At 43.4% G+C, this 23,634-nt stretch carries 18 protein-coding genes and 1 tRNA gene; 14 read left to right on the top strand and 5 right to left on the bottom strand.

All coding sequences use genetic code 11. From position 1 onward, the window contains the following. The first annotated feature begins 73 nt into the window (after positions 1 to 73). Positions 74 to 3,358: a CRTAC1 family protein gene (locus B7P33_RS18140; protein ID WP_097443656.1), complete on the top strand. Its 3,285-nt coding sequence runs from the start codon at positions 74 to 76 to the stop codon at positions 3,356 to 3,358. Between the two features lie 393 nt (positions 3,359 to 3,751). Here B7P33_RS18140 and B7P33_RS18135 read toward each other — a convergent pair whose 3' ends face one another. Next, positions 3,752 to 5,824: a thioredoxin domain-containing protein gene (locus tag B7P33_RS18135; protein WP_097443655.1), complete on the bottom strand. Its 2,073-nt coding sequence runs from the start codon at positions 5,822 to 5,824 to the stop codon at positions 3,752 to 3,754. Between the two features lie 102 nt (positions 5,825 to 5,926). On the opposite strand from B7P33_RS18135, the gene B7P33_RS18130 reads away from it, so the two are divergent. The 13 genes from B7P33_RS18130 to B7P33_RS18070 all read left to right on the top strand — a co-directional run bounded on the left by B7P33_RS18130 (position 5,927) and on the right by B7P33_RS18070 (position 19,859). Next, on the top strand, positions 5,927 to 7,057 hold the full coding sequence (locus B7P33_RS18130) for an amidohydrolase (RefSeq protein ID WP_097443654.1): 1,131 nt from the start codon (positions 5,927 to 5,929) through the stop codon (positions 7,055 to 7,057). Positions 7,058 to 7,200: 143 nt separating this feature from the next. Next, a complete protein-coding gene (locus B7P33_RS18125; protein ID WP_097443653.1) occupies positions 7,201 to 8,562 on the top strand; it encodes a nucleotide sugar dehydrogenase in 1,362 nt (453 codons plus the stop codon). 67 nt (positions 8,563 to 8,629) lie between these two features. Next, positions 8,630 to 10,549 carry a DUF4114 domain-containing protein gene (locus tag B7P33_RS18120; protein ID WP_097443652.1) on the top strand — a complete coding sequence of 640 codons (1,920 nt, stop codon included), beginning with the start codon at positions 8,630 to 8,632 and terminating at the stop codon, positions 10,547 to 10,549. Positions 10,550 to 10,551: 2 nt separating this feature from the next. Beyond that, positions 10,552 to 10,734, top strand: coding sequence for a hypothetical protein (locus tag B7P33_RS18115; RefSeq protein WP_097443651.1), 183 nt, complete (start codon positions 10,552 to 10,554; stop codon positions 10,732 to 10,734). Positions 10,735 to 10,780: 46 nt separating this feature from the next. Further along, complete coding sequence (locus B7P33_RS18110) at positions 10,781 to 12,091, top strand: TackOD1 domain-containing metal-binding protein (protein ID WP_097443650.1); 1,311 nt, start codon at positions 10,781 to 10,783, stop codon at positions 12,089 to 12,091. Between the two features lie 2 nt (positions 12,092 to 12,093). Next, positions 12,094 to 13,401 (top strand): glycosyltransferase family 2 protein, encoded by a 1,308-nt coding sequence (locus tag B7P33_RS18105; RefSeq protein ID WP_097443649.1) that lies wholly within the window; start codon positions 12,094 to 12,096, stop codon positions 13,399 to 13,401. A 183-nt stretch (positions 13,402 to 13,584) separates the two neighbouring features. Beyond that, positions 13,585 to 14,124 (top strand): heme NO-binding domain-containing protein, encoded by a 540-nt coding sequence (locus tag B7P33_RS18100; protein ID WP_097443648.1) that lies wholly within the window; start codon positions 13,585 to 13,587, stop codon positions 14,122 to 14,124. Positions 14,125 to 14,126: 2 nt separating this feature from the next. After that, on the top strand, positions 14,127 to 15,368 hold the full coding sequence (locus B7P33_RS18095) for a sensor histidine kinase (protein ID WP_097443647.1): 1,242 nt from the start codon (positions 14,127 to 14,129) through the stop codon (positions 15,366 to 15,368). Next, the gene (locus B7P33_RS18090) at positions 15,358 to 15,771 is read left to right on the top strand and encodes a response regulator (RefSeq protein ID WP_097443646.1); all 414 of its coding nucleotides are present in this window, start codon (positions 15,358 to 15,360) and stop codon (positions 15,769 to 15,771) included. Before B7P33_RS18095 ends, B7P33_RS18090 begins: the two co-directional genes overlap by 11 nt. After that, entirely contained in the window at positions 15,771 to 16,451 is a 681-nt protein-coding gene (locus B7P33_RS18085) for an Hpt domain-containing protein (protein WP_097443645.1), read from the top strand. The genes B7P33_RS18090 and B7P33_RS18085 overlap by 1 nt, the downstream gene beginning before the upstream one ends. Beyond that, positions 16,448 to 17,125, top strand: a complete 678-nt coding sequence (locus B7P33_RS18080) for a LytR/AlgR family response regulator transcription factor (protein WP_097443644.1) — start codon at positions 16,448 to 16,450, stop codon at positions 17,123 to 17,125. The genes B7P33_RS18085 and B7P33_RS18080 overlap by 4 nt, the downstream gene beginning before the upstream one ends. A gap of 81 nt (positions 17,126 to 17,206) precedes the next feature. Next, on the top strand, positions 17,207 to 18,841 hold the full coding sequence (locus B7P33_RS18075; RefSeq protein ID WP_097443643.1) for a hypothetical protein: 1,635 nt from the start codon (positions 17,207 to 17,209) through the stop codon (positions 18,839 to 18,841). After that, on the top strand, positions 18,822 to 19,859 hold the full coding sequence (locus tag B7P33_RS18070; RefSeq protein ID WP_097443642.1) for an HlyD family secretion protein: 1,038 nt from the start codon (positions 18,822 to 18,824) through the stop codon (positions 19,857 to 19,859). The genes B7P33_RS18075 and B7P33_RS18070 overlap by 20 nt, the downstream gene beginning before the upstream one ends. Positions 19,860 to 19,873: 14 nt before the next feature. Here the strand turns inward: B7P33_RS18070 and B7P33_RS18065 are convergent, their stop codons facing one another. The 4 genes from B7P33_RS18065 to B7P33_RS18050 form a co-directional block, all read right to left on the bottom strand. Then, positions 19,874 to 20,386: a hypothetical protein gene (locus tag B7P33_RS18065; protein ID WP_097443641.1), complete on the bottom strand. Its 513-nt coding sequence runs from the start codon at positions 20,384 to 20,386 to the stop codon at positions 19,874 to 19,876. 4 nt (positions 20,387 to 20,390) lie between these two features. Continuing rightward, positions 20,391 to 20,534: a hypothetical protein gene (locus B7P33_RS19425; RefSeq protein ID WP_172435996.1), complete on the bottom strand. Its 144-nt coding sequence runs from the start codon at positions 20,532 to 20,534 to the stop codon at positions 20,391 to 20,393. Between the two features lie 1,236 nt (positions 20,535 to 21,770). After that, positions 21,771 to 21,844, bottom strand: a tRNA-Arg gene (locus B7P33_RS18055). A gap of 224 nt (positions 21,845 to 22,068) precedes the next feature. Next, positions 22,069 to 23,616 (bottom strand): RagB/SusD family nutrient uptake outer membrane protein, encoded by a 1,548-nt coding sequence (locus B7P33_RS18050; protein ID WP_097443639.1) that lies wholly within the window; start codon positions 23,614 to 23,616, stop codon positions 22,069 to 22,071. Positions 23,617 to 23,634: the final 18 nt, after the last annotated feature.

Below are 23,634 nucleotides of genomic sequence, written 5' to 3'. Positions count from 1 at the left end.
TGGCTTTGCCAGTGCCCTGTTTTTCTTTACCTTCACTCCGAACCTTCCCTTCACGTTTTATGCTTTTTATATCATGGGAAAATCCTCCATTTTCAGTCTACTTATCCTCTTTATTTGGGCTTGCGGCCCCACAACGGATTCCACTGCCGAGAGCAAGATTTTCCGTGCCTTGGATCCATCAAGTTCCCAAGTGGGTTTTACCAACACCCTAACAGAGACCGATTCACTAAATTACTTTAACTATTCCTATATCTATATGGGCGGTGGGGTTTCTGCAGGTGATGTCAATAACGATGGGCTAACCGACCTTTTCTTTACCGGGAATATGGTAGCCAACAAGCTTTATTTGAACCAAGGTAACCTACAATTCAAGGATATAAGCAATGCCGCACAAATTGCAGGCGATAACCGATGGTATACCGGCACCACCATGGTCGATATCAATGCTGACGGCCATATGGATATTTACTGTTCGGTAGGAGGAAAAAACGGGAACAAAAAAAACCAACTCTTTTTGAACAATGGCGACGGCACCTTCTCTGAAAAAGCTGAAGCACTGGGAATAGCCGATGCCGGAAATAGCGTTCAGGGCGTCTTTTTCGATTATGATCGCGATGGCGACCTAGATTTGTACGTGGCCAATTACCCGCCCACCCCTTTTAATGCACCTAACCAGTATTACAAATTCAAACAAGATTATTTAAAATATATTGAATCGGATCGTCTTTACCGAAACGATGGTAGCAGTTTTACCGATGTCACTAAAAAAGCCGGGTTGTTGTCATACGGGCTTACCCTAAGCGCCTCGGTAGGTGATCTGAACAACGATGGCTGGCCCGACATCTATGTCTCCAATGATTTTAGTACCCCAGATTATCTGTTTATGAACAATGGTGACGGCACCTTTAGCGATACGGCCCAAGAATCGATGAAAAATACTTCCTTCTATGGGATGGGCGCCGACATGGCCGACTTTAATAACGATGGCCTGTTAGACCTCTTTCAGCTAGATATGAGTGCCAAAAACAATCGCAGGGCCAAGGCCAATATGGCCAGTATGAACCCCGATTTGTTTTGGAGTACCGTAAATGCCGGTTTCCATTACCAGTATATGCAAAACAGTTTGCAACTGAACAACGGTAACCTGCGAGGTAATATTCCTGACTTTAGTAATGTAGCCCGTATTTCCGGACTAGCTTCAACTGATTGGAGTTGGGCCCCACTCTTTGCCGATTTGGACAACGACGGACGCAAAGACCTTTTCGTGGCCAATGGTACCCGTAGGGAAATAAACAACCGCGATTATTTTATCGCCCTAGAGAAAAAACAAATAAGCAAAGACAGTTTTCTACAGATGAGCATGGCCATTCCTTCGGAGCCCATAGACAATTTTGTTTTTCAGAACAAAGGTGGATTAAAGTTTGAAAAGGCCAACAAAAAATGGGGCTTGGAATACAAAGGTTTTTCCAATGGTACCGTTTATGCCGATTTGGATAACGATGGCGATTTGGAGATTGTTATCAACAATATAGATGCTCCAGCCTCTATTTTTGAAAATACGGGTATAAAAGAAAATCGCTATCTACAATTAGCTTTTAAAGGAGATTCTTTAAACCCACAAGGTATTGGGGCTAAAATCAGTATCTATGAAGGGGGGCAATTACAGATGCAGGAACTTATGCTTAGCCGTGGTTTCCAAAGTTCGGTACCACCCCTACTCCATTTTGGTTTAGGTAATGCACAACAAGTAGACAGTGTTCGGGTACAATGGCCCGATGGTAAGTATCAGCTATTGAAAAATATAGAGACCAACCATAAACTTACTTTAGCATATACTGATGCCACTTCATTAAAGTCATCTGCAAGGAATGACAACACGCTCTTTTCAAGCCCTTTGGAAAATGATTTCTTGAGGCATAAACACGAAGAAAACTACTATGATGATTTTGATAAAGAGATTCTACTACCCCATAAAACCTCAAATTTTGGCCCCGATGTTGCTGTGGCCGACCTCAACAAAGACGGTAAGGACGATTTGGTGGTAGGCGGGGCTTCCGGGCAACCCACAACCGTTTATTTCCAAACTGAATCTGGGTTCAAGCCCACCAATGAATCGGTTTTTGAGGGAGACAGGGGAAAAGAGGATATTGGCATCCATATATTCGATGCCGATAACGATAATCTTCTAGACATTTACATCGTAAGTGGTGGTAATGAGTTTGCGCCTGATTCCCCACAATTACAAGACCGTTTATATAGGAATAATGGCGATGGCACTTTTACCAAAACCGATAGCGCGTTGCCTCAAATGATAAGTAGCGGCGGCCGTGTAGCCTCTTTTGACTATGATAAAGATGGCGATCTAGACCTATTCGTAGGCGGTCGTTTGGTACCTGGCAACTATCCTAGTCCGGCCCAAAGTTTTCTCTTGGAAAACCAAAGTACTACGGGGAACCCAAAATTTGTGGACAGCTCGCATAAATTGCCAAATGCCCAAAAACTGGGTATGGTTACCGATGCCCTTTGGACAGATTTTAATCAAGATGGCTGGACGGATTTGATTATCGTTGGTGAATGGATGCCTATAACCATTTTCAAAAACAACCAAGGGCAATTTACCGATGAGACGGAAAACTTTGGCCTTTCCGATACCCGGGGTTGGTGGTTTAGTCTGGCCCAGGCCGATTTTGATCAAGATGGCGATATGGACTACGTTTTAGGCAACCTTGGCGAAAATTATAAATACAAAGCTAAGGACGACGCTACTTTCGATATATTTTTCAACGACTTCGACGGTAACCAAACCAACGATATTGTCTTAAGCTACCATAACGATGGCACCCAATTCCCGGTTCGTGGTAGGGAATGCTCTTCACAACAGATGCCTGCCATTAAGTCGAAATTCAAGGATTACAACTCTTTTTCAACGGCAACTTTGAAGGATATTTATACGGAAAAGGAATTGGACGAGTCCTTGCACTATTCCGTTAAATCGTTTGCTAGTGTGTATTTGGAGAACACTGGAAGCGGCTTTAAAAGACACCAGCTACCGGTTATGGCGCAATTGTCGAGCATCAACCAAATTCTCGTTGATGATTTCGACCAAAATGGCACCCAAGATGTATTGGTTGCGGGCAACCTACACGCCTCTGAAGTAGAAACCCCAAGAAACGATGCCGGTATCGGACTGTTATTGTCCGGTGACGGTAAGGGAGGTTTTACCCCAATTGAGGCCCGAAATAGCGGATTTTACACTCCCGGGGATGTTAAGGATATGAAACCGATACGTATTGATGGACAGAACTATATAGTAGCGGCCAAAAACAACGATTATCTACAGTTTGTAAAACGTAAATAGAAAAAACAAATTTCAATCAAATGTCAGTCTGAGCGCAGTCGAAGACATATTTAAAATGTGTAAAAAAGTGTCCGGAAATTAGTTATTATCCCGATTGTTATCGGGACGCTTCGCTGATAGAAGTTATAAAACAGACTTTTTGACACACCGTGTTTTATGATTTCATTTTCTTTGAAACAACTGAATAAATCAGGAAAGATAAATCTTTTGGATTCGGTTTAGGCCACGAACGAAAATTCAGTGGTTTTTTCTCTTCATTCCTTGCTCTTTTAGTCCTAATCCGTCAAGTTTCGGATGGCCGTGAATTGTTTTGTAAAGCATTTCGACTGCCTGCCTGTCTGCAGAGACGGCGCTCAATGTGACATACCAAACAAACGCAATTAATAATAGCTTCTAAAACCCTAAACTAAAGTTACGCATTTGGGCTATGGCTTCTTTGGTAGTTTTTACCGGAAGCTTACAGGTACTTTCTTGGCAAACATAGATAAAGGTTTCCCCGACCACATAACGTTGATCAAACAAAGGTTGTTTGCTATCGCTCTCACTGCCTATAATCAAAGCATTGGGTAAATGCATGGCGTGCATTTCGTTCATACGCGACTTGGCATCGTCCCCTACTACAGCTATTTCGTAATATGGGTAGGCTGTACCTAACAAAAGCTGTCCCCATTTGGCATGGTTATACAAATTGGCCGATAAGGTACTCCCCATTTTGGCCAGCATGGCCTTGGCACGACCAATTTTATCCATATCGTATTCCAAATGGCCTAACTGCAAGAGGTTATTGGCCAAAACCGCATTGGGCGAAGCGATTACCCCATCGTCGGTACGAATGATTTTTGAAATAAGCTCCGAGGCCTCCTTATAACGGTACATCCCCTCATTTTCTTCCCAAAACGTTTCGGCCTTGGCCATCAGATCCTGGGCCAACTCCAAATGGGATTCATCCGTCGTTACGGAATACAGGTTTAAAAGGGCCTCCGCCAACAAGGCGTAATCTTCAGAAAAACCGGCCACATGCTTACCACCTTTTTTATAGGAATGGATCAATTTCCCGTTTTCCATACCCAATGCCTTCACAAAGGCCACGATATCGTTAGCTTCCTTCAAAAAGGTCGCATCCCCAAAAGACTTATACCCTTCTACCAAACCATCTATTAAAAGGGCATTCCAAGAAACGATGATCTTATCGTCTAAAGCCGGGCGTAGTCTTTGGTTTCTAACCTCCAAAAGTTTTTGATGCCATTCCGCTTCTTTTTCATGGGCATCTTGGGTTTTACGCAAAACAAAACTGCCATGTTCCCAAGCTTGATCTTCATTTAAATTATATACTTTGGCAAAAGCCTCATAGTCTGCCCCTAGGACCGTTTTCAACTCTTCGGGTTTCCAGATATAAAAGGCACCTTCGCCCCCATCGGTATCGGCATCCATCGCCGCCATAAAACCTTTCTCTGGGGTTTTCATTTCCCGCTTCAAGAAATCCAAGGTACCATAGGCGATATTTTTATAATTGTCGTCCCCAAATACTTTGTAAGCCTTACTGTACAGTCCGATGAGTTGGGCATTATCGTACAACATTTTTTCGAAATGCGGAATCTTCCATTCTGGATCGGTACTGTAGCGATAAAATCCGCCGCCAATATGATCATAAATGCCACCCTTGGCCATTTGATCCAAAGTGGTCTTTACGAAAGATTTGGCCAAATTATCCTGGGTGAGTTCGGCATAATCCATTAGAAAGTCCAATGTAGCGGGCATCATAAATTTTTGGGAGCCTTTTCGCCCACCATAGGCCTGGTCCCATTGCTCTTGCCAAGCCATAACACTATTGGTCACGAATTTTTCGTCCAATAGATTTTCGTCCATTGGTGGTTCTACCACATTTACATCGCGTACACCTTGGGCCAAAGCCTCGGCACTGGTAGTTACCTTTTCGGGGTCTTTTTGATAGAGTTCCTGGATCTTACCCAACACCGACATCCATTGCTCCTTGGTATGGTAAGTACCTGCATACACCGGTCTACCATCGGGAAGGGCCACCACGTTCAAAGGCCAGCCCCCGCTTCCTGAAATAAGCTGTAGGGCCGTCATATATACTTGATCGACATCGGGGCGTTCTTCCCGATCTACCTTGATATTTACGAAATTAGTATTCATAAACTCGGCCGCGGCAACATCTTCGAAAGTCTCTTCTTCCATAACATGGCACCAATGGCAAGAGGCATACCCGATACTGATTATCAGAAGTTTCCCTTCCTTTTTGGCCTGATCCATGGCTTTATCTCCCCAAGGTTGCCAATCTACCGGATTATGGGCGTGTTGCAACAAGTACGGACTAGTCTCGGAAACCAAGGCATTGGTAAAAGCATGTTTTTCCTCCTTCTTCTGTGAATTCCCGCCACACCCGATCATCAAAGAAACCGCGACAAGCAAGGTCAATCCCTTATTCTTCATCCTAATATCCATAGCCTTGTTTTTGAGTCTGGCTAATATATGAAGATGGTATCGATTGCAAAAAGTAATCGCGAAGTTTTGGTCAGCTTACCGTAATATGTAATATTTGGTTCTATGGAACAGCTATTACGCGATTTTCGAAGGGTCTTACACCAACATCCCGAACTCTCCGGGGAGGAAAAGCAAACCGCCCAAAGGGTAAAGGCCTTTTTATTGGCCCATAGCCAACCCAAAATCATCGAAGGCATTGGTGGTCACGGTTTAGCTGCAGTATATCAAATGGAAAAGGAAGGCCCAACGGTATTGGTTCGTTGCGAACTGGATGCCTTGCCCATAACAGAAGCCAATACCTTTTCCCATAGATCCCAACACGATGGGGTATCGCATAAATGTGGGCACGACGGACATATGGCCATCTTATGTGGTTTGGCCATTGCGCTAACCCAGAACCCATTGACTTGCGGAAAGGTAGTGCTCTTATTTCAACCGGCAGAAGAAAATGGCCAGGGTGCCCATGCCGTTCTTCAAGACCCAAAATTCAATGACATCGCTCCCGATTTTTGTTTGGCCCTACATAATCTCCCAGGATATGCTTTAGGAAGTGTTTTGGTCAAAGAAGCTGGATTTACGGCAAGCGTGGTCAGCCTGGCATTGCATTTGGAAGGCAAAATCGCCCATGCCTCGGAACCTCATCACGGTATAAATCCGGCTGAAGCCATTTCAGATATTATTACTTTTTTCAAGCATAAGGAGGTAGCTGATCCTTCCCAAGCGGCTTTTGCCTTAGCGACCCCGATCCATATAAACTTGGGGCAACTGGCCTATGGAGTTGCCGCCGGAAAAGCCAAAGTACATTATACCCTGAGGACTTGGTCAGATGCCAATCTGCAAGCCTTAAAGCAAGAATTTGAATCGTATGTAACACAATTGGCTGCCAAAAAAGCGTTACAGTTCCAGCTAAATTGGCTAGAATACTTCCCGGGGGTACAAAACAATACCCAATTGGTTCACAAATTACAATCGACCTGCCAAGAGCAAGGAATAAGCATTAAAACCCTAGAACATGCCTTGCGCTTTGGGGAAGATTTCGGTTGGTTTTCCAAAAAGTTCCCGAGTCTTTTGTTCGGTTTGGGCAGTGGTGAAAATTGCCCGGCCTTACACCATAGCGATTATGATTTCCCCGATGAGCTCATTGAAAAAGGGATTCAGCTATTCTATGGCCTCTTGGTCCGACTATGCTCTTGAGGTAAATAATCCGGTTAGCCCAAAAACCCCATCAACAAAAATCAGGTTTTCGTCACTAGCTATACACTACTAAACCTAGAAACCCTATTAAAAACAAGGCCTTCTGGTAGTTTGAATGGAGAAACTTCAAAATTCAAAATACCATGAACGCAAGAGCCTATACAAGACAAGTTCGCCAAAACGACAACCTTAAAGTTGCCTTTAAGAAACAAGACTTATACACTGACCTACTGAAAAAGAAGGCCGCCATTGCCGTTGTAGGGCTCGGGTATGTGGGACTACCTGTGGCCCTACACATGGCCTCTAAATTTAAAGTAGTCGGATACGATATCAATGCCGAAAAGGTGGGCTATCTTAAGGTCGAGCACGACCCCAGTGGTGAAATCGCTTCGACTGAGTTCAAAGGCAAGGATATTAAGTTCAGTGCGGAGACCAAAGTACTGACCCAGGCCAAATTTTATATCGTGGCCGTACCCACCCCAATAGATCGGTCGAACCATCCGAACCTAAACCCACTTGTCAGTGCCACAAAGTCGGTAGCCCAAGTGTTGAAGAAGGGCGATATTGTCGTTTTCGAATCTACCGTATACCCCGGTTGTACCGAAGAGGTTTGTGTACCTATTCTGGAGTCTATCAGTGGGTTGCGCTACAATGAAGGGTTCTTTGTGGGATATTCGCCAGAAAGAATCAATCCGGGTGATACGGTACATACTTTCGATTCTATAACCAAAATTGTTTCCGGAAGTACCCCAAAAGCCTTGGATACCATAGCCCAAGTCTATGCCGAAGTGGTCACGGCCGGGGTACATAAAGCTCCAGCCCTTAACGTGGCCGAAGCCGCCAAGGTCGTCGAAAACATCCAGCGCGATGTAAACATTGCCTTAATGAATGAACTCACTTATCTGTTCGACGGCATGGATGTGGCCATCAAAGATGTTTTGGAGGCTGCAGGTACCAAATGGAATTTCTTGAATTTCTTTCCCGGTTTGGTCGGAGGACATTGTATTGGGGTAGATCCATACTATTTGATCCACAAGGCCAAGGAAATGCATCTATCCCCTTCCCTATTGCAAACCTGTAGGGACACCAACGAAAGAATGACCACCTTCTTGGCCATGAAACTCTTAAAAGCCTCTTGTGCCTTTGGTTGCCAACCCGAAGCGTTACAGGTGTTGGTAAAAGGGATCACCTTTAAGGAGAACGTGAAGGACGTACGAAACTCCAAAGTGGTAAACCTGATCAAAAACCTCCAATCCTTCGGCTTCAATATCACCGTAGAAGACCCTTTGGCCGAAGTAGACGAGGTAGATCGTATGTACGACATTGCCTTAAGCAAGACCTCACATCGTTCTAAGATATACGATATCGTGGTCATGGCCGTCGATCACAAGGCATACCACGAAGACCTAAGTTGGAAAGAGCAGCTTTCTAGTGACGGCTTAATCTTCGATATCAGAGGCACTTTTAAAAAGTATGCCGATCAATATACCTACATAAGTCTCTAAAGAGGGTAAATCGAAAAAACCGGGCCTACCAACACATTAAGGTCATTTCTATAAAAATCAATTCGACATGAAAAAATTAATAACCCTTTTCGTTTTAATAAACTTAGGCTATTTCTGTGCCTGTACCAACGATACTGATGCGCCCATTTCTGAAACCACGGGTACTGAACTAGAGCCCAAGGAAGTATTCTTTAATGTGGACTTTAAGGCTGATCGTATGCTGCCGATCAACCGAAGTATTTTGCCCACAGTAGTATCGGACCAAACCGGTAAAAATGCATCGAACGATGCTGAGACCACCAACCAGCAACCCTATTACTGGACCTGGGTAGCCCAATTATCGGCTCCGCAGATCAATGCCATAGACCTAAGTGCCACCCATTGTGCCGTGCAAGGTAATAGGGCCTATGTATCATACAACAAGCAAGGTGACCAGCATCTGGGGGCCGTGGAAATAATCGACATTAGTGATCCTGCCCAACCCCAGCTGTTGGAACAGATCCAATTTACCCAAGCCGATGTCAATGCCATTACGGCCATAAGTTCTACTGAAATTTGGGTGGCTACCTCCCATCAAAAATTAGGTGCCGTAGTCTACCGATTAAACCCAGAGGCCGATAGCTATGATCGCATCAACCTGTCGAACGCCTTAAACAATGGTATATCGGCTTCGGCCAATGGTATTGCGTACACCAATACTTCCATTTTGGTGAGTGGGGGTAAAACCTATGGCGGTACGTTCAAAATAAACCGGAACAGTTTGGCTATTGAAAGTTTCGATGCCTATGCGAACGCTAAATATTTGCAACTCAATGGCCAAGGGGAAAGTTCCGATTTTATTACCCTGACCACCGGTAATAATGCCGCCTTGTATACAGGTAAGCCCAGTGATATAGGAACCACACTTACCTCTTTCGACATTACCCCAATTGACCATCTTAATGTTGAACAAGCGCAAAGAGGGAAAAACACTATAACCTTCGACCCTTTTGATCCCAACAAAATTTATTGTGCCATGGGAGGTACGGGTCTTAAGGCCTATAATATAAACACGGGAGCCTTACTGAACGAAAGCAAAGGTAATATGCTTACCGAAGGAAACACGAACGCTATAAGTTTGGATGAAGACTATATGTATATCGCCAATGGGGCTGACGGAATTGCCATTGGCGAGCATGTAGTCGATGGGGAAACCATAAATCCCATGTTCGTCTGGGACCGGGTAGAAATGCCGGCCTCGGCCAACTACGTAACTGCCCAAAACGATTATGTTTTCGTATGTAAGGGCTTAGGTGGTTTCCATATTCTTTACAAACAGGAAAAGTCGCCCTATATGACGGTTACCCCATACACCAATACCGGAAAACCCATAACCCTAGAGGAAGACGAAGATATTTGTTCAGAGTTACTTCCCAACCTCTTCACCGCCATACTCCCTGAGCGCCAAAACGCCTTAACGGCCCATCCTGAATATTTCGAGCATCCAATGAAAAATATCGTACTTACGGAAGAGGCCGAAGTTTCGGTAACCTTTATCAATGAAGGTGCCGGATATAAAAACGTATTGGGCTATTATTACTACGATACCGATACCCCGCCAAATTCACTGGACGAAGTGGTTAAAATCGTAATCTTTCCCAATGCTTCGGCCCAAGGTTCTGGTGGGGAGTTGATCCCTGGGAATACCGTTAAATTGCTCGGCACTTTCCCAGCCGGAACCGAAATCGGCTTCTTTGTAATTGCCGATGGCTGGCGCAACCAAAAAATAACCGAAGGTTTTTACAGCCAACATACCGACATTGCCTTTAATGGCAGTGGCCATCAACAAAGTTTAATTTTTCACGACTCGGCCTGTCAGGCCACCATTATCTGCTTCGAGGACATTAGTATACCCCAAGGCGATAAAGATTTTAACGATGCTATTTTTCAAGTGAATACCATTCCGGCATCGGCCATAGCAACCCAAGATTACATTCAAATCCGATAATTATGGAAACTTTAGAAGTCAACACCCAATTGTATTTACAGATAGGCATGGTGTACGTAATCATTATGCTATTAGGTACCCTTATAGCCCATATTTTGAACTATAGGCATCATCAAAAGAAAAAACAAGTTCATCAACAACTAACCCCACTACATCAGATTCCGACCAAAACTGCCAATCTATAAGGCTAGATTTACCAATGAATCATCATAGTGTCCAAAAAGCTAGATCATGTTAAAGATCGTAAGACATAATGCCAAAACCGGTTACGAGCACCAAGGTGTGACTTTTGTACAACTAGACCGTTGGCAAAACGAACTGCTACAAGATCTAGCTTCTTATGATGCCATCCTACTACAATCGAATGACCCGAAGGAGAACGTTAAGATCATTGATCGTGTTCGAGGACACGACAATCCCAACATATACCTTTTACCCGTTTTCTCCAAGGACGTTTTACCGCCGAACCTAAACCTACATACCGATGGTACATTCGATGAGGGCAGTAGTAAAAAAGTAAAAACGATACAGCATCGGATTGAATCCGTTACCACCATAACCCATAGTGGCTTTGCCGAGCAAACGGTACAGAAAACCTTGAATTTTATCTACTCGCGCCAAGGCAGCCTGAGCCCGGTTAAAATCAGGACCAAATCCTTGGGTTTTGACTATCCATTTATAGGACTAGCCTTTAGTGAGGAACCCGAAAAAATGATATCGACCTTAGATCTAATGGCCCAATCGGGTGTATTGGAAGGAAACCTGAACCATCGTATCCCGCTATGTGGCAGCTGTGCCGATAGTTTCCTGTTCTTTACCGAAACTTGTCCCAAATGCGGATCCATCGATATCGGGGCCGAAGATATCATACATCATTTTCCCTGTGCCCATGTGGCCCCTCTTTCAGCATTTAAGCAGCCCGACAGCGACCAACTACAATGCCCAAAATGCCATAAAGGCCTCCGCCACATCGGAATCGACTACGACAAACCCTCCCAAATGCATGGATGCCAAAGTTGTAACCACCAATTTCAGGAAGCCGATATGAAGGCCCAATGCCATAGTTGCGGCAATTCGAATGCCCTTGCCGAACTACGCGAAATAGAACTTTATGATTACAAACTCACATCAAAAGGCCTTATGGCCGCCGAATCTGGTCTGGCCCCTGAGAAAACCGAAACCATCTCCCAAAACAATGTCGTTTTCCATGAAATCGTGAAACAGGAAAAAAAGCGGAAAACCCCAAAAGGGTACCATGGTTATCGGTTGACCGTTTCCCTGAAAGGCAAAATACTAGACGCCCTTAACCCACAATTCGTAACTCATCTCTGGGATGAAATCGCGGAATTGTGCAAAACTTATACCCAAAGCCATCTACACATTTTACGAACCGACCAAAACATTCAACTATTAGTCTTGGACCTATCGCCTAATAATCTTATCGGGATCCAAGAAAAAATGAACAAAAACCTGAATATGCTCTTAGCCGATAATATTGGTCCTGGCTTAGAAGTACATATCGCCTCTGAAAAAATCAACTGATCATGTACGAACATTTACCCGAATATCTGCAATACTGGTCCCAAGTTGGGCTTCCGAAACTGATTCGGGTATTCTGGTACTTTGTACTTTTCGAGCTTACCCGATACGTAACCATTGATTATTGGGTCTATCTATCGAATTGGATAAATCGAAAAAAAGACCGCCAAAAATGGCAAGAGGCCCAAAGCCGTTTATTTCGCGAACAGCCCTTTGTTTCGGTGATCATTCCGGGTAAAAACGAGGGCAAACATCTTTTTAAGCTCACCAAATCTTTGGCCGAGCAAACCTATACCCATTTTGAACTGATCATTGTAGACGACGGCTCCGACGATCAAACCCCTATTATCGGTAGGAACTTGGAAGCCAATGGCCTTATAGACCGCTTTATCCGCAACGAACAACGTGGTGGTAAAGCCTCAGCCGCCAATTTGGCCCTACATTACAGCAGTGGTAAATACATTGTGCATCTCGATGCCGATTGCTCTTTTGACCGCGATGCCATTGAAAACGTCTTGATACCTTTTTATTTAAACCCCAAGATCGGGGCCGTTGGTGGTAATGTTAAAGTGCGGGATTATGAGGGTAACCTCGCCTCAACCATGCAGGCCATAGAATACTTGAAAACCGTATCGGTAGGACGTATCATTACCTCAAAACTGGGTATCTATAAAATTATCTCGGGGGCTTTTGGGGCCTTTAAGACCGATGTATTGAAAAATCTGGGGGGTTGGGATATAGGCCCGGGCCTCGATGGCGATATTACGGTAAAGTTCCGCAAAGCGGGCCATCGTATCTATTTTTCGCCTACGGCCATTTGTATGACCAGTACCCCCGATGCGTTTAAAAAACTGGCCAAACAACGCTTACGCTGGGATAAATCGATTATACGCTTCCGGGTACGGAAACATAAGGATGTCTTTTCACCAAACGCCAATTTTAAATGGAATAACTTTTTCTCCCTGGGTGAAAATATATTCTATAATCTGATTCTGAACATCAGCTGGTGGATCTATATGCTCGATATCTGTATCAACTACAACAGTTCTTTACAGTTCGTAATCCCCATGAACCTGACTTTGTATCTGGTATTCAGTTATGTTCAAATGGGATCTATACTACTATTCTCTGAACGTTGGCGTGAAGAAAAAAAACTGTTACGCTATGTTTGGTTAATGCCTTTGTATACCGGTACCTTTTTACGGTTCGTACGAACCCGGGCCTATTTTCAGGAGTTTTTCTTTAAAGAATCGTACAACGACCCCTGGAACCCCTACAAATCTTCCCGAAAGGCCAAAGAACTTGGTTTCTAACCAAATACAAGATAGACCAGGGAAACCAATAAATCTTAAAACGTAACGTTTAGTATAAAAACAATTAGCGGTCCTATCATATCCTCTTCCAGTTTGGAAACGGAACAACATAAGGGGTATTAGTAACCCTATTCATGGTGTACTATACTGCCCATACCAAAACCGCTACACAAAATAGTTCATATGAAAGGCGTTGTATTCGTAGAGTTCCTAGAAATGATGGATCGTTATTATGGCGAGGAAGTTACCGAGAAAATCATAGAAGATAGTCAGCTAGAGTCCGAAGGGCATTATACGGCGGTGGGTACCTACCCCGATGCCGAAATGGTAAGTCTGCTTACCCAACTTCACGGACATAGCGGTACTCCGGTTCCCGAGCTTTTACGGGAATTCGGTCTATTTCTTTTCGAAAGTTTTTCCAAGCGATATGCCCATCTTATGGCACATTTGAACGACAGTTTCGATATGTTGCGCCGTATTGATGACTATATACATGTAGAAGTGCGGAAGATCTACGACAAGACCAAGCTTCCTACCTTTAGTTATGAAGATGTAAACGATACTACCCTTAAATTAATTTATACCTCAGAGCGGAAACTACCGGATCTGGCCCAAGGGCTTATTGAGGGCACCATGCATCATTTTAACCAGGCTTTCTCCTTGACACGTGAAAATGTGGCGGCAGATGGAAGTCACGTGATATTTACCATAGAAAAAAACTAAACTTGGAGGCTAGCTGGCTACATAAACGACTGAAAAGGGAAAAAGCCGCACGTTTTCATGCGGAGACGATACTTGAGGAAAAGTCTAGGGAACTATTTTTCAAGAATAAAGAGCTCGAAAGGCTCAACCAACGTCTTAACGCCAATTTAGAAGCCCGCGACGATCAGCTGAACGAATTAAAAAAAGAGCATTTTGAACTTTTCGAAAACTCGGCCGTTGGTATCGTTCTGTCGCAAGGCGAAAAAATCCTACAGACCAACAGCACTTTTGCCCAAATGTTGGGCTATGAGAAAGAAGAACTTATCGGTAAAACCGTGTCTGCCATCAGTCATAAACACGACAGGGGCCCTTCGGTAGACCAGACCCAGAAATTGAACAATAGGGAGATTAACGGTTTTTCGATGCAGAAACGCTACGAACGCAGAAACGGCTCCTATTTTTGGGCCAGTACCCATGTTTCGGAAATATTGGATGTGCAGGGAGAAACCAAATACAGTTTGGCCGTAATCGTAAACATACATGAACAAAAGATAGCGGAAAACAAACTCAACCAAACCGTAGAACAGCTAGAGGAAATCAATGCCAATCTTGAAGGTTTTGCCCATATCGTTTCCCATGATCTTAAGGCACCGCTTACCGGGATCAATACGGTTTTAGGTTGGATGTCGCATGAAGCCCTAGGCTCTAAAATGCAGGGATATATGCATCAAATGAAAGATCGGGTCACCAAAATGAATGCCCTTATCGAAGGTATCGTATCCTATTCCAGGGTAAGCCAATCGCAAGAAGAACGGGTACTAATCGATGTTTCCGAACTAATCGATGAAGCCATACAATTATTACAAGTGCCTTTACATATCGGTATTGAAAAACAAGGCCAATTCCCGAATCTTTACGTTAACAAAGCCAAGCTTACCCAAGTGTTCAGTAATCTATTGGACAATGCCATTCGCCATAACGACAAACCCCAAGGAATCATTCGTGTCGGTGTTCGCGAAGATGCCGATTATTATCATTTTACGGTATGGGACAATGGCGAAGGCATAGACAACCAATACTTTACCCGAATTTTCAAAATGTTCAACACATTGACCCAAAATGGAAAAAATACGGGCATAGGTCTCTCTTTGGTCAAAAAAATCATAGAGGAATTGGGCGGCCGTATCTCGGTAGACTCCCAAAAAGGGGAATACACCCAATTTGAATTCACCCTATCTAAAAGTATCTGTATCTATGGAAAATAGCAGTTATATACTTTATTTGGAAGACGACCCCTTGGAGTTGATCAAATTTAAAATGGCTTTGAGCGATCTGGGGCATAACATACCTATGCTAAATTTCGAAAACGGTCAATTGGGGTGGGATTATTTGGTGACCCATATCAATGTACTGCCCAAGGTCATTGTTTTGGATCTTCGTATGCCCGTTATGAACGGATTGGAGTTTCTGGAGCGGATCAAAGACCATATCTCTTTAAAGCGGATTCCGATAATTGTCTTGAGTAGTTCTGAAAACCAGGACGATATCTTGTTCTCCTTCGACCATCAGGTAGCCGGATACTTTGTTAAACCTTTTGATCTGGACACCTACAACGAAATCATTTCTAAAATAGCCGCCTATTGGCAAAGTAGCAAAACCCCGGGATAATGGCATTGATCTACGAACATATACTATATCTGGAAGACGACCCTTTGGATATTCGGAACATGCAATGGTTGGCCGAGCAAAATCCGGGTATCATGCTACATATCGTAACCGATTTCGAGTCATGTAAAGCATATTTGGCGTCACATCGGGTCGATCTGCTTATTCTCGACCAATTCATTCATGGCGAACATTACGCCAAACATCCCGGTTTATTGAATGTTACCCCCTATATCATACTTACCAATGGTAGTTTACAACCTAGTTTTTTAAAGGAAAAACCACCTTTGGTGCTACCGAAACCCTTAACACTGTCCGATTTCGAAAAATTAGTTGGCTTTACCCCTGATCAAGCGGAACGGCCTTCACTTCAAAATTTCGATTCTATAGACAACCAAAAGTACCGGGCCGAGATGTTGGATCTACTACAAAATGAATTCAAAACCGCATTGGAACGGATTCCCATAGCGGTAGACCATAACAAACTTGGGGAGTTACGCGATATTGTACACAAATTAGGGGGCAAATTCGCCTTTTTACAAATGAAACGCACCCATACCTTGACCAGAACATTGGAAAAACATTTGGCCAAGGGTCAACTCGATACCCAACAGGTTTTCGATCTTACGGAGGCCATTTCCCATGCACTGTCCATCTTACCCAAGCAATCCTTAAGAATATGAATACGGTAATTATAGAAGACGATCCATTTTACACCAATATGCTGGCCGATTTTTGTCCAAAAGCCGGCCTGAAGTTAATGGCCAGTTTTGAACAGCCGCTAAAGGCCCTTTCTTTTATAGACGAGCATCCGGTAGAGCTGGTTTTTTTAGATATGAACCTACCTGACCTACATGGGTTTGAGGTCATGGAGCACTTAAAGGACATACCCACCATAATAATCACCCAAGACGAAACCCAAGCGGTTACCGCTTTTGAGTACAGCGCCGTCGATTTTTTGGTAAAACCGATCGAGTTCGGCCGCTTCTTAAAAGCCGTACGAAAAGTGGAAGATAAAAGACCTAGCGCCCGACTCCAGGACAACACCATTTATGTAAACATAAACAAAAGGCTTATCCGTCTCGAATGCGATCAGATCCAATACATCTCGGCCAAGGGCAATTATATTGACATCGTAATGGAAAAAGGAGATCCTTTGACCGTACATACCACCTTAAAGAACATAGAGACCTTATTACCGCAAAAAGACTTTAAAAAGGTACATCGGTCCCATTTGGTGAATCTTTCCAAAATAGTGGATATCGAAGACTCTACCATTGTAATCGGACGTAAGGTCATTCCGTTGGGCAACACCTACAGGGAATCTTTATTGGGCAACCTAAACCTTCTTCAATAGCCAAATCTAATTGGTCACCAGTTAGGGCCAATTGGTCAATTTACGGTCTTTTTCTTGCCGGGAACCCCCTATTTTCGGCATATGTCAGTCCCAAAACTTATCATCCTCAGCTTTTTATTTAACATAGGCACGTTACACGCCCAGCAATCTAAGGCGCTCGTATCGGATTTCGAAAGGCTTTTCACCGCTTTTCCTGTCCCCACCCTACCCCAAATACATTCGAATAAGCATGTCGAAGCAGGACTACGTCTCTTATTCCATCCTGTGGACACCATACCTTATTTTCGCGATAGTCTTATGCAAGCACAACAACAAGATCTTTTGCGGAACAAAGGCCTATCGGTACGCGCCAACGGACGATGGAATGGTAGTGGTATAGTCTGGGAAGAAGACGACCCCTTATCGGCCAACCGAATTCTCCTGAAAACAGGTCTACATTGGGATCTTCTTAAATCTGGATGGAAACAACATCAATTGGCAAGTAAGGTTGTTGCTTTGGAAAGACAACAGCTACGCAACCATGCACAATCTCTTGGCAAGCGAAAGGAATATGGCCTACGATATAGCGGTATACTAACCCATTTTCAATATCAGGGCATTGGTATATTGGAAGAACGCCTCGCATTTATTACCCAAGCAGAACCTTTGTTGGCCAAGCTTTATGAGCAACGCTTTATCACTTATCATGAACTCGTGGAATGGAAACAAAGAAAAGAGACTGTTTCCAATCAATTATACACGAGTCGCACCTTAGTTAAGGGTAACGATATACCTGAATTGTCCCCAAACAAACCACCGGTTTTCGACATTGACTTCAATGGCATAATCAATCACTTTAGACAAGAAAGTGCCCCAGACAGTTTACAATACCTAGCTGCCCAAAAACAAGCCTTGTTGTTTAAACAGGCTAATATGCCCAGTTTGCAATTTTATGGTCAGGTTCAGGCATCCCAAGATCTTTTGGGAACCGAAAGGGTGGCTCCCATTATCGGTTTTCAATTTGCCATACCCCTATCGAAAAAGATGAGCCGTAAAACAGCAACAATGCAACAGGCTTACGATACCCAAAACAATGAGGCCCAACGCCAAAACCAAGAAAAAGAACTCGCCGTGTATTACTTGCAATACATGGAAAAACGCAAGCAATGGGAAAGTCTTCAATACCAAATGGAATTGCTACGCCATAAATTGCTTATGCAGCGATTGTACCACCGTATGGAAAAAAAAGATACCCAAATCTCCACCCTAAAATTACGCGACGACTGGTTTGCCCTACAATACGAATCCCATGCCCTGTTGGGGCAAATGTACCTTGAGCTCTTGGGAATGGCCTTTACCGCCAATTTCACATCAGCCAAAAGTTTCGATAAAAGCTTTAGCCCTGCTGCGCACCTACAACATATTAGCCCCATTGTGGTGGGTGTCGCGCCCGATATCGGGGAAAAGGAGTTAAATGTGTTGCTTTCCTTCTTGTTAAGCCAACGAATACATCACATTCATCTTACCGGGTTAGCCAAACATTCAGTGGAGCAGCGCTTACGTTCTGAAGGGTTTATACTATGGAAAACGACTTCAGAACTGGAACAGTTAACACCGGAAGAACTCATCCCAAAAAACATTATGGTGAGCTCGGGCCTACCCAAATACTACATTACAGATGCAAATGCCTTATTCAATCATATAAAAAATAGCTTTGATGAAAAAGTTCAGTTTTAAACAAAAAGGTAGCATTCTACGTATGGTAGAAGAACCTGTGATAAAGAAAAGGAAGTGGACCTTGGACAGGATACTGTATGTTTCCTTCTTACTACTTCTGATAAGTTTTATAACACATTTCCTTTACAAAACGATTAACGTAATCAGTGGAAACGGTCAGATCGTTTTACAAAAGGTATCGGTTAGTTTTACCGAAGATATACGCTTAGATCGTTTTATGGTAACCCAGGGCGATACCATAAAAAAGGGTGACACCCTATTTTCATACTTCATGGAAAACGACACGGAATTGTTCCAAAACGAGTTACGCCTAAAACAGATAAACGAAGATCATAACCAAAAACTCTGGGACTTGGAAAAAGAGATTGGGTTTAAGCAAATAGAATCGGATGCGCTTCTTCGTCAGCTTCAAGATTTGGACAAGCAGAGACCATGGCTTGTAGACAAAGTAGTCCTCGGTATTGCCACGCGTTCTGAACTCGAGATCTTTGATCAAAAGAGAGCACAGACCCAAGGGCTTCAATGGGAGGTAGCCGAAGAAATAGCCCATTTAATGCACTTAAAGCAAAGTCTAAAACGCACTGGAAATAGCCTCGTAGCCCAATATTCACAAGGCATGGGTTACAGACATTACATTAGTCCGCTAAACGGAATTGGGGGCTTAATACAATTGCAGCCTTCGGAGGTCTGTTATCGAGAACAGGAAGTACTGTCAGTTCACAATCCGGAAAAGTTACAGATCCGGGCTTATTTTAATCCGAAACACCAGGCCCGGTTATTTCCAGGTAATACGGTAAAAGTACGATTTAACGATGGGGTGGTATCGGAGGCCAAAATAGACCGCACCTATATTGCTACATACGCCCTACCCTCGGAGTTTCAAAAGAAATACGAACCTACGGAACGCAATTTATTGGTAGATCTTAGTCCGCTTGATTCAAAAGAAGAAGGAATTTGGAAAAAATACTATCTCATGGATGTCGAGCTAAGTATACATCGTTGGGGCCGTATCTTTTAATTCATGAAATACGATTACGTATTCAGTTGCTCCAAAACCTCTTCGATATCCTCGTCATATTCATCGCGTAACTCGTCTTTGATATAACCTTTTTCGACAGCGGTATCGAAAATAAAATCGAGCAGGAACCGGATTTTGCTTTTTAAGAACTCCCCGCGTGCCAAATAACGATCGGCGAAACGGTACATCCATACCCCCAAACCGAGAGCAATGAGCGAAGATATCAAACTAAACACTACTTCTTGAAACAGGCTGAAGCCTCTTTCTTCAAAAGCCACCCAAGACAAGAAAAACAGACCCACAAAAGTAATCAGATAAGATAGGTACCGAAACGGTCTGGCGTGGTCATACTCCATAAACTTAGTGGCATACCATAAAATAAAGGCAAATGAAAGAAAGGCCAATTCATTACCGGCTGTATATAAAAACGAGGATAACCACGCGAAGCCAAAGAAATTACCTTCGACGTCGTTATCCCCTAAATAAAATACATAAATAAACCTACTGAGTATAATCAGTATGGCCATTACACTAATTGTTGCTGCCTGGGGCTCGAATCTTCTTTTTTTCTGGTGATTGTAACTCATAGGACTCTTCATTTGCAGAATCTGGATCGCAGCTGTAATTAACAAATAACAAGCCAATGGCAGCAACTGCCAACAGTACTTTTTTCATGACGTAAAATTTTGTGGTTATATCTTAAAATTACGCCTTAAACAGTACCCTACGCCCCACGATTCATACGGTTATACACATTTTTATCAACATTTCTTAACTATGAAAACCAACCGTTGATTTGTGGTAAAAGGGCCTGATCCACATTACCAAACCATTAGCTTCCATTACGCTTCGTTTTTCTCAGAACCCTTTATTTATAAGGCCTGTCATAATTCTAAAGTTAAAAATAAATCCGAATAGGACGAGGGAAAAAGCCTAAAAAATAACATTTGCGTATAAACTTATACTAGGTCTAAACAGTTTTGTAGGAGTGTTTCTTGTAGGTCATGAAATATTTAACCTACAACCTGAAATTCGAAACAACAACGTTTATGAATAAAAACCTTTTAAAGGTGATCAAACTCATATAGGCCCCACCCACTTACTAGTCGTATAACTGTTATAATAAAAACCATTTGATTTTCGAAATAATCGGCGGGGAGTGCCCAGTAAACTACCTAGGGGTTATCCCCAGTACAATTGAAACTAGGAGCATCTTGGCCGACAGCAATCCGGTTTATTCAGTAATAACCGTTCATGGACGATTCCCCCCCCAAAAAAAAATCCATATTCGTTCTTTGCCTCTGGCATAACTCGTATTCACAACCAAAGCGCAGTTTTTTTTCCAGGATGGGACGGCCTACCCTTTCATTGACTCCCATTTAGTAATAGTGGCCGATATATCTTCAAAGAATAAAATAGAGAAGTAGGACTTCCCCGTCCCAATGCTCAACTTGGATAATAGCCCAAACAAAAAAACGCGCAAGCGAGCTTGGAATTTCTCGTTTTGAACTTTGCGTTCGTAATCGGGCAACAGGATAACCTTCGGTCATCCTCCAAAGCTCCGCTTTGAAAATAGTCCAAACAAAAAAACGCTCAAGCGAGCTTGGAATTTCTCGTTTTGAACTTTGCGTTCGTAATCGGGCAACAGGATTACCTTCGGTCATCCTCCAAAGCTCCGCTTTGAAAATAGTCCAAACAAAAAAACGCTCAAGCGAGCTTGGCGTTTTTTTGTTTGGACTATTTATTCGTGATCGCAGCAGGATTATATATCCTTTGTGCCCACTACTGCAAGTAAGGAAGCTAAGCTATCGCCTTTGTCTTTTCCGTTTTCTTCCAGACTTAGAAAACTTAGGTTTCCTGTCTTCCACAAAACAAAAAAGCCAACCTTTCGGTTAGCTTCCTTGCTCGAAGTGATCGCAGCAGGATTCGAACCTGCGACCGTCTGCTTAGAAGGCAGATGCTCTATCCAGCTGAGCTATGCGACCGGTTGCTCTAAAGCGGGGCAAATATATCAAATACCCCTTATCTGTACAACAATTACCCCCAAATCTTCTTGGCCAGACCGTTTTTCGTTATGGCCTATCCTAAATTTACGAAAGCTAGCCATAAGAACGCTTCACTACCCCTGCCCTGCCTCTTGGCATGGGTTGCATATCAAAAAACCCGGTACAGCTGGGTGTACCGGGTTTTGACTACTCAAACAATTACACTAATCGATTAAAGTGTTGGCTTGTATTTCAGATAAAGGAACTGGAAAATAGGAGTGTTCCGCGGCACTAAAGCCCGATCTACCTGCCTCCTGCATGGCCTGGTCCAACATGCCCCAACGGCGAAGATCAAAGAACCGTACCGATTCCAGGCTTAATTCCATGGTTCGCTCATGTATGATCTGATCCCTAACTTCGGCCTGAGAACTAGCCGTAGTAGGTGGCATTAAACCATGTGTAGCCCGAATTTCATTTATAATAGGAATGGCTTGGCCTGTGCTTCCGGTCTCGTTCAAGGCTTCGGCATACATTAACAATACATCGGCATAACGCATTAGGGTTACATTAAGTCCTATATAACGGTTGTTCCATACATAGTTAGGCAACCATTTACGATAATAGGCACTGTCGTCCTTGGCATCGGCACTGCCATAGGTGTCTGCCACTTGGGCGTCCCAAGTACCCCCTTGCATTGCATTGGTTTCCGTATCATTATAGTAGGGATCTTTAAAATATAATGATCCATACAATCTGTTATCGTAGAGTCCGTTGCTGGCCACCATACCCTCGGTCTTCATAACATTTACAAGGCCCATAGTGGCTTCTAAACCACCCCAACCGCCAATACACCAGTCGCCAATAAAAGCGTGAAGTCGAGTGGCGTTCCAAGAGGTGGCATCGCCACTTTTAAATTGGAGTTCGAAAACCGATTCGATATTATTTTCGTTCTCACCATTAAAATTGCCTACAAAATCTGGATAAAGTTCATAAATACCCAAATCGATTACCTGTTTTAGGGCATTGGCCGCATTGCCCATATCTGATTCTTCTGAGGCACTGGGATCACCAGCCTTATGCAAGTAAGCCTTACCTAAATAGGCATAGGCAGCCCCTTTGGTAGCCCTACCAATACCATCATTGGGTTGCGTATTGGGTAGTGCGGCAGCGGCGGCCTCAAAATCTTGCAAGATCACGGCCCAAGCCTCGGCACGGGTCGCCAATGCCTGATCCAAGGTTTCGGCAGACAGCAATTCGGTGCGTACGATTATCTGCTCGAAAAGACTTAATAGTTTAAAATGATAATATCCCCTTAAAAAAGTAGCCTCGGCGATAACCCTTTGGCGGTCGGCACTCGAAATTTGATCATCGGTCATCTCCCCTACTTTGGTAATTACTTGATTGGCAAAATTGAGGCCTTTGTAATTCGTGGTCCAAAGGACATTTAAAAAGGTATGACCATTGGTATAGTTGAAATTGAAAATTTCCATCCAATGGGCATAATTAGAGGCATCGGGACCAGGTAGGGAATAATCGGAGCGGAAGTATTCGACTACAGGCCTACCTTCTTGCCAACCATCCCAAAAGTTGGAACGGGACTCCAATTCGGAATAGGCGGCCACAAGACCAGATTCGGCATCTTCCACACTACGCCAAAAGGAGGAAGAAGTCAATTGATCAGGCGATTTTTGTTCTAGGAACTTATCATCGTCACACGCGATAAAAACCGCCAAAAACAAAGCTGTACAAAGAAATGTATTTAAAGTTTTCATTTTTTCGATTTTTAAAGA

The sequence above is a fragment of the Sediminicola luteus genome (assembly GCF_002514735.1).
Lineage (GTDB): Bacteria > Bacteroidota > Bacteroidia > Flavobacteriales > Flavobacteriaceae > HQA918.
This window is presented reverse-complemented; position numbering and strand designations above follow the sequence as displayed.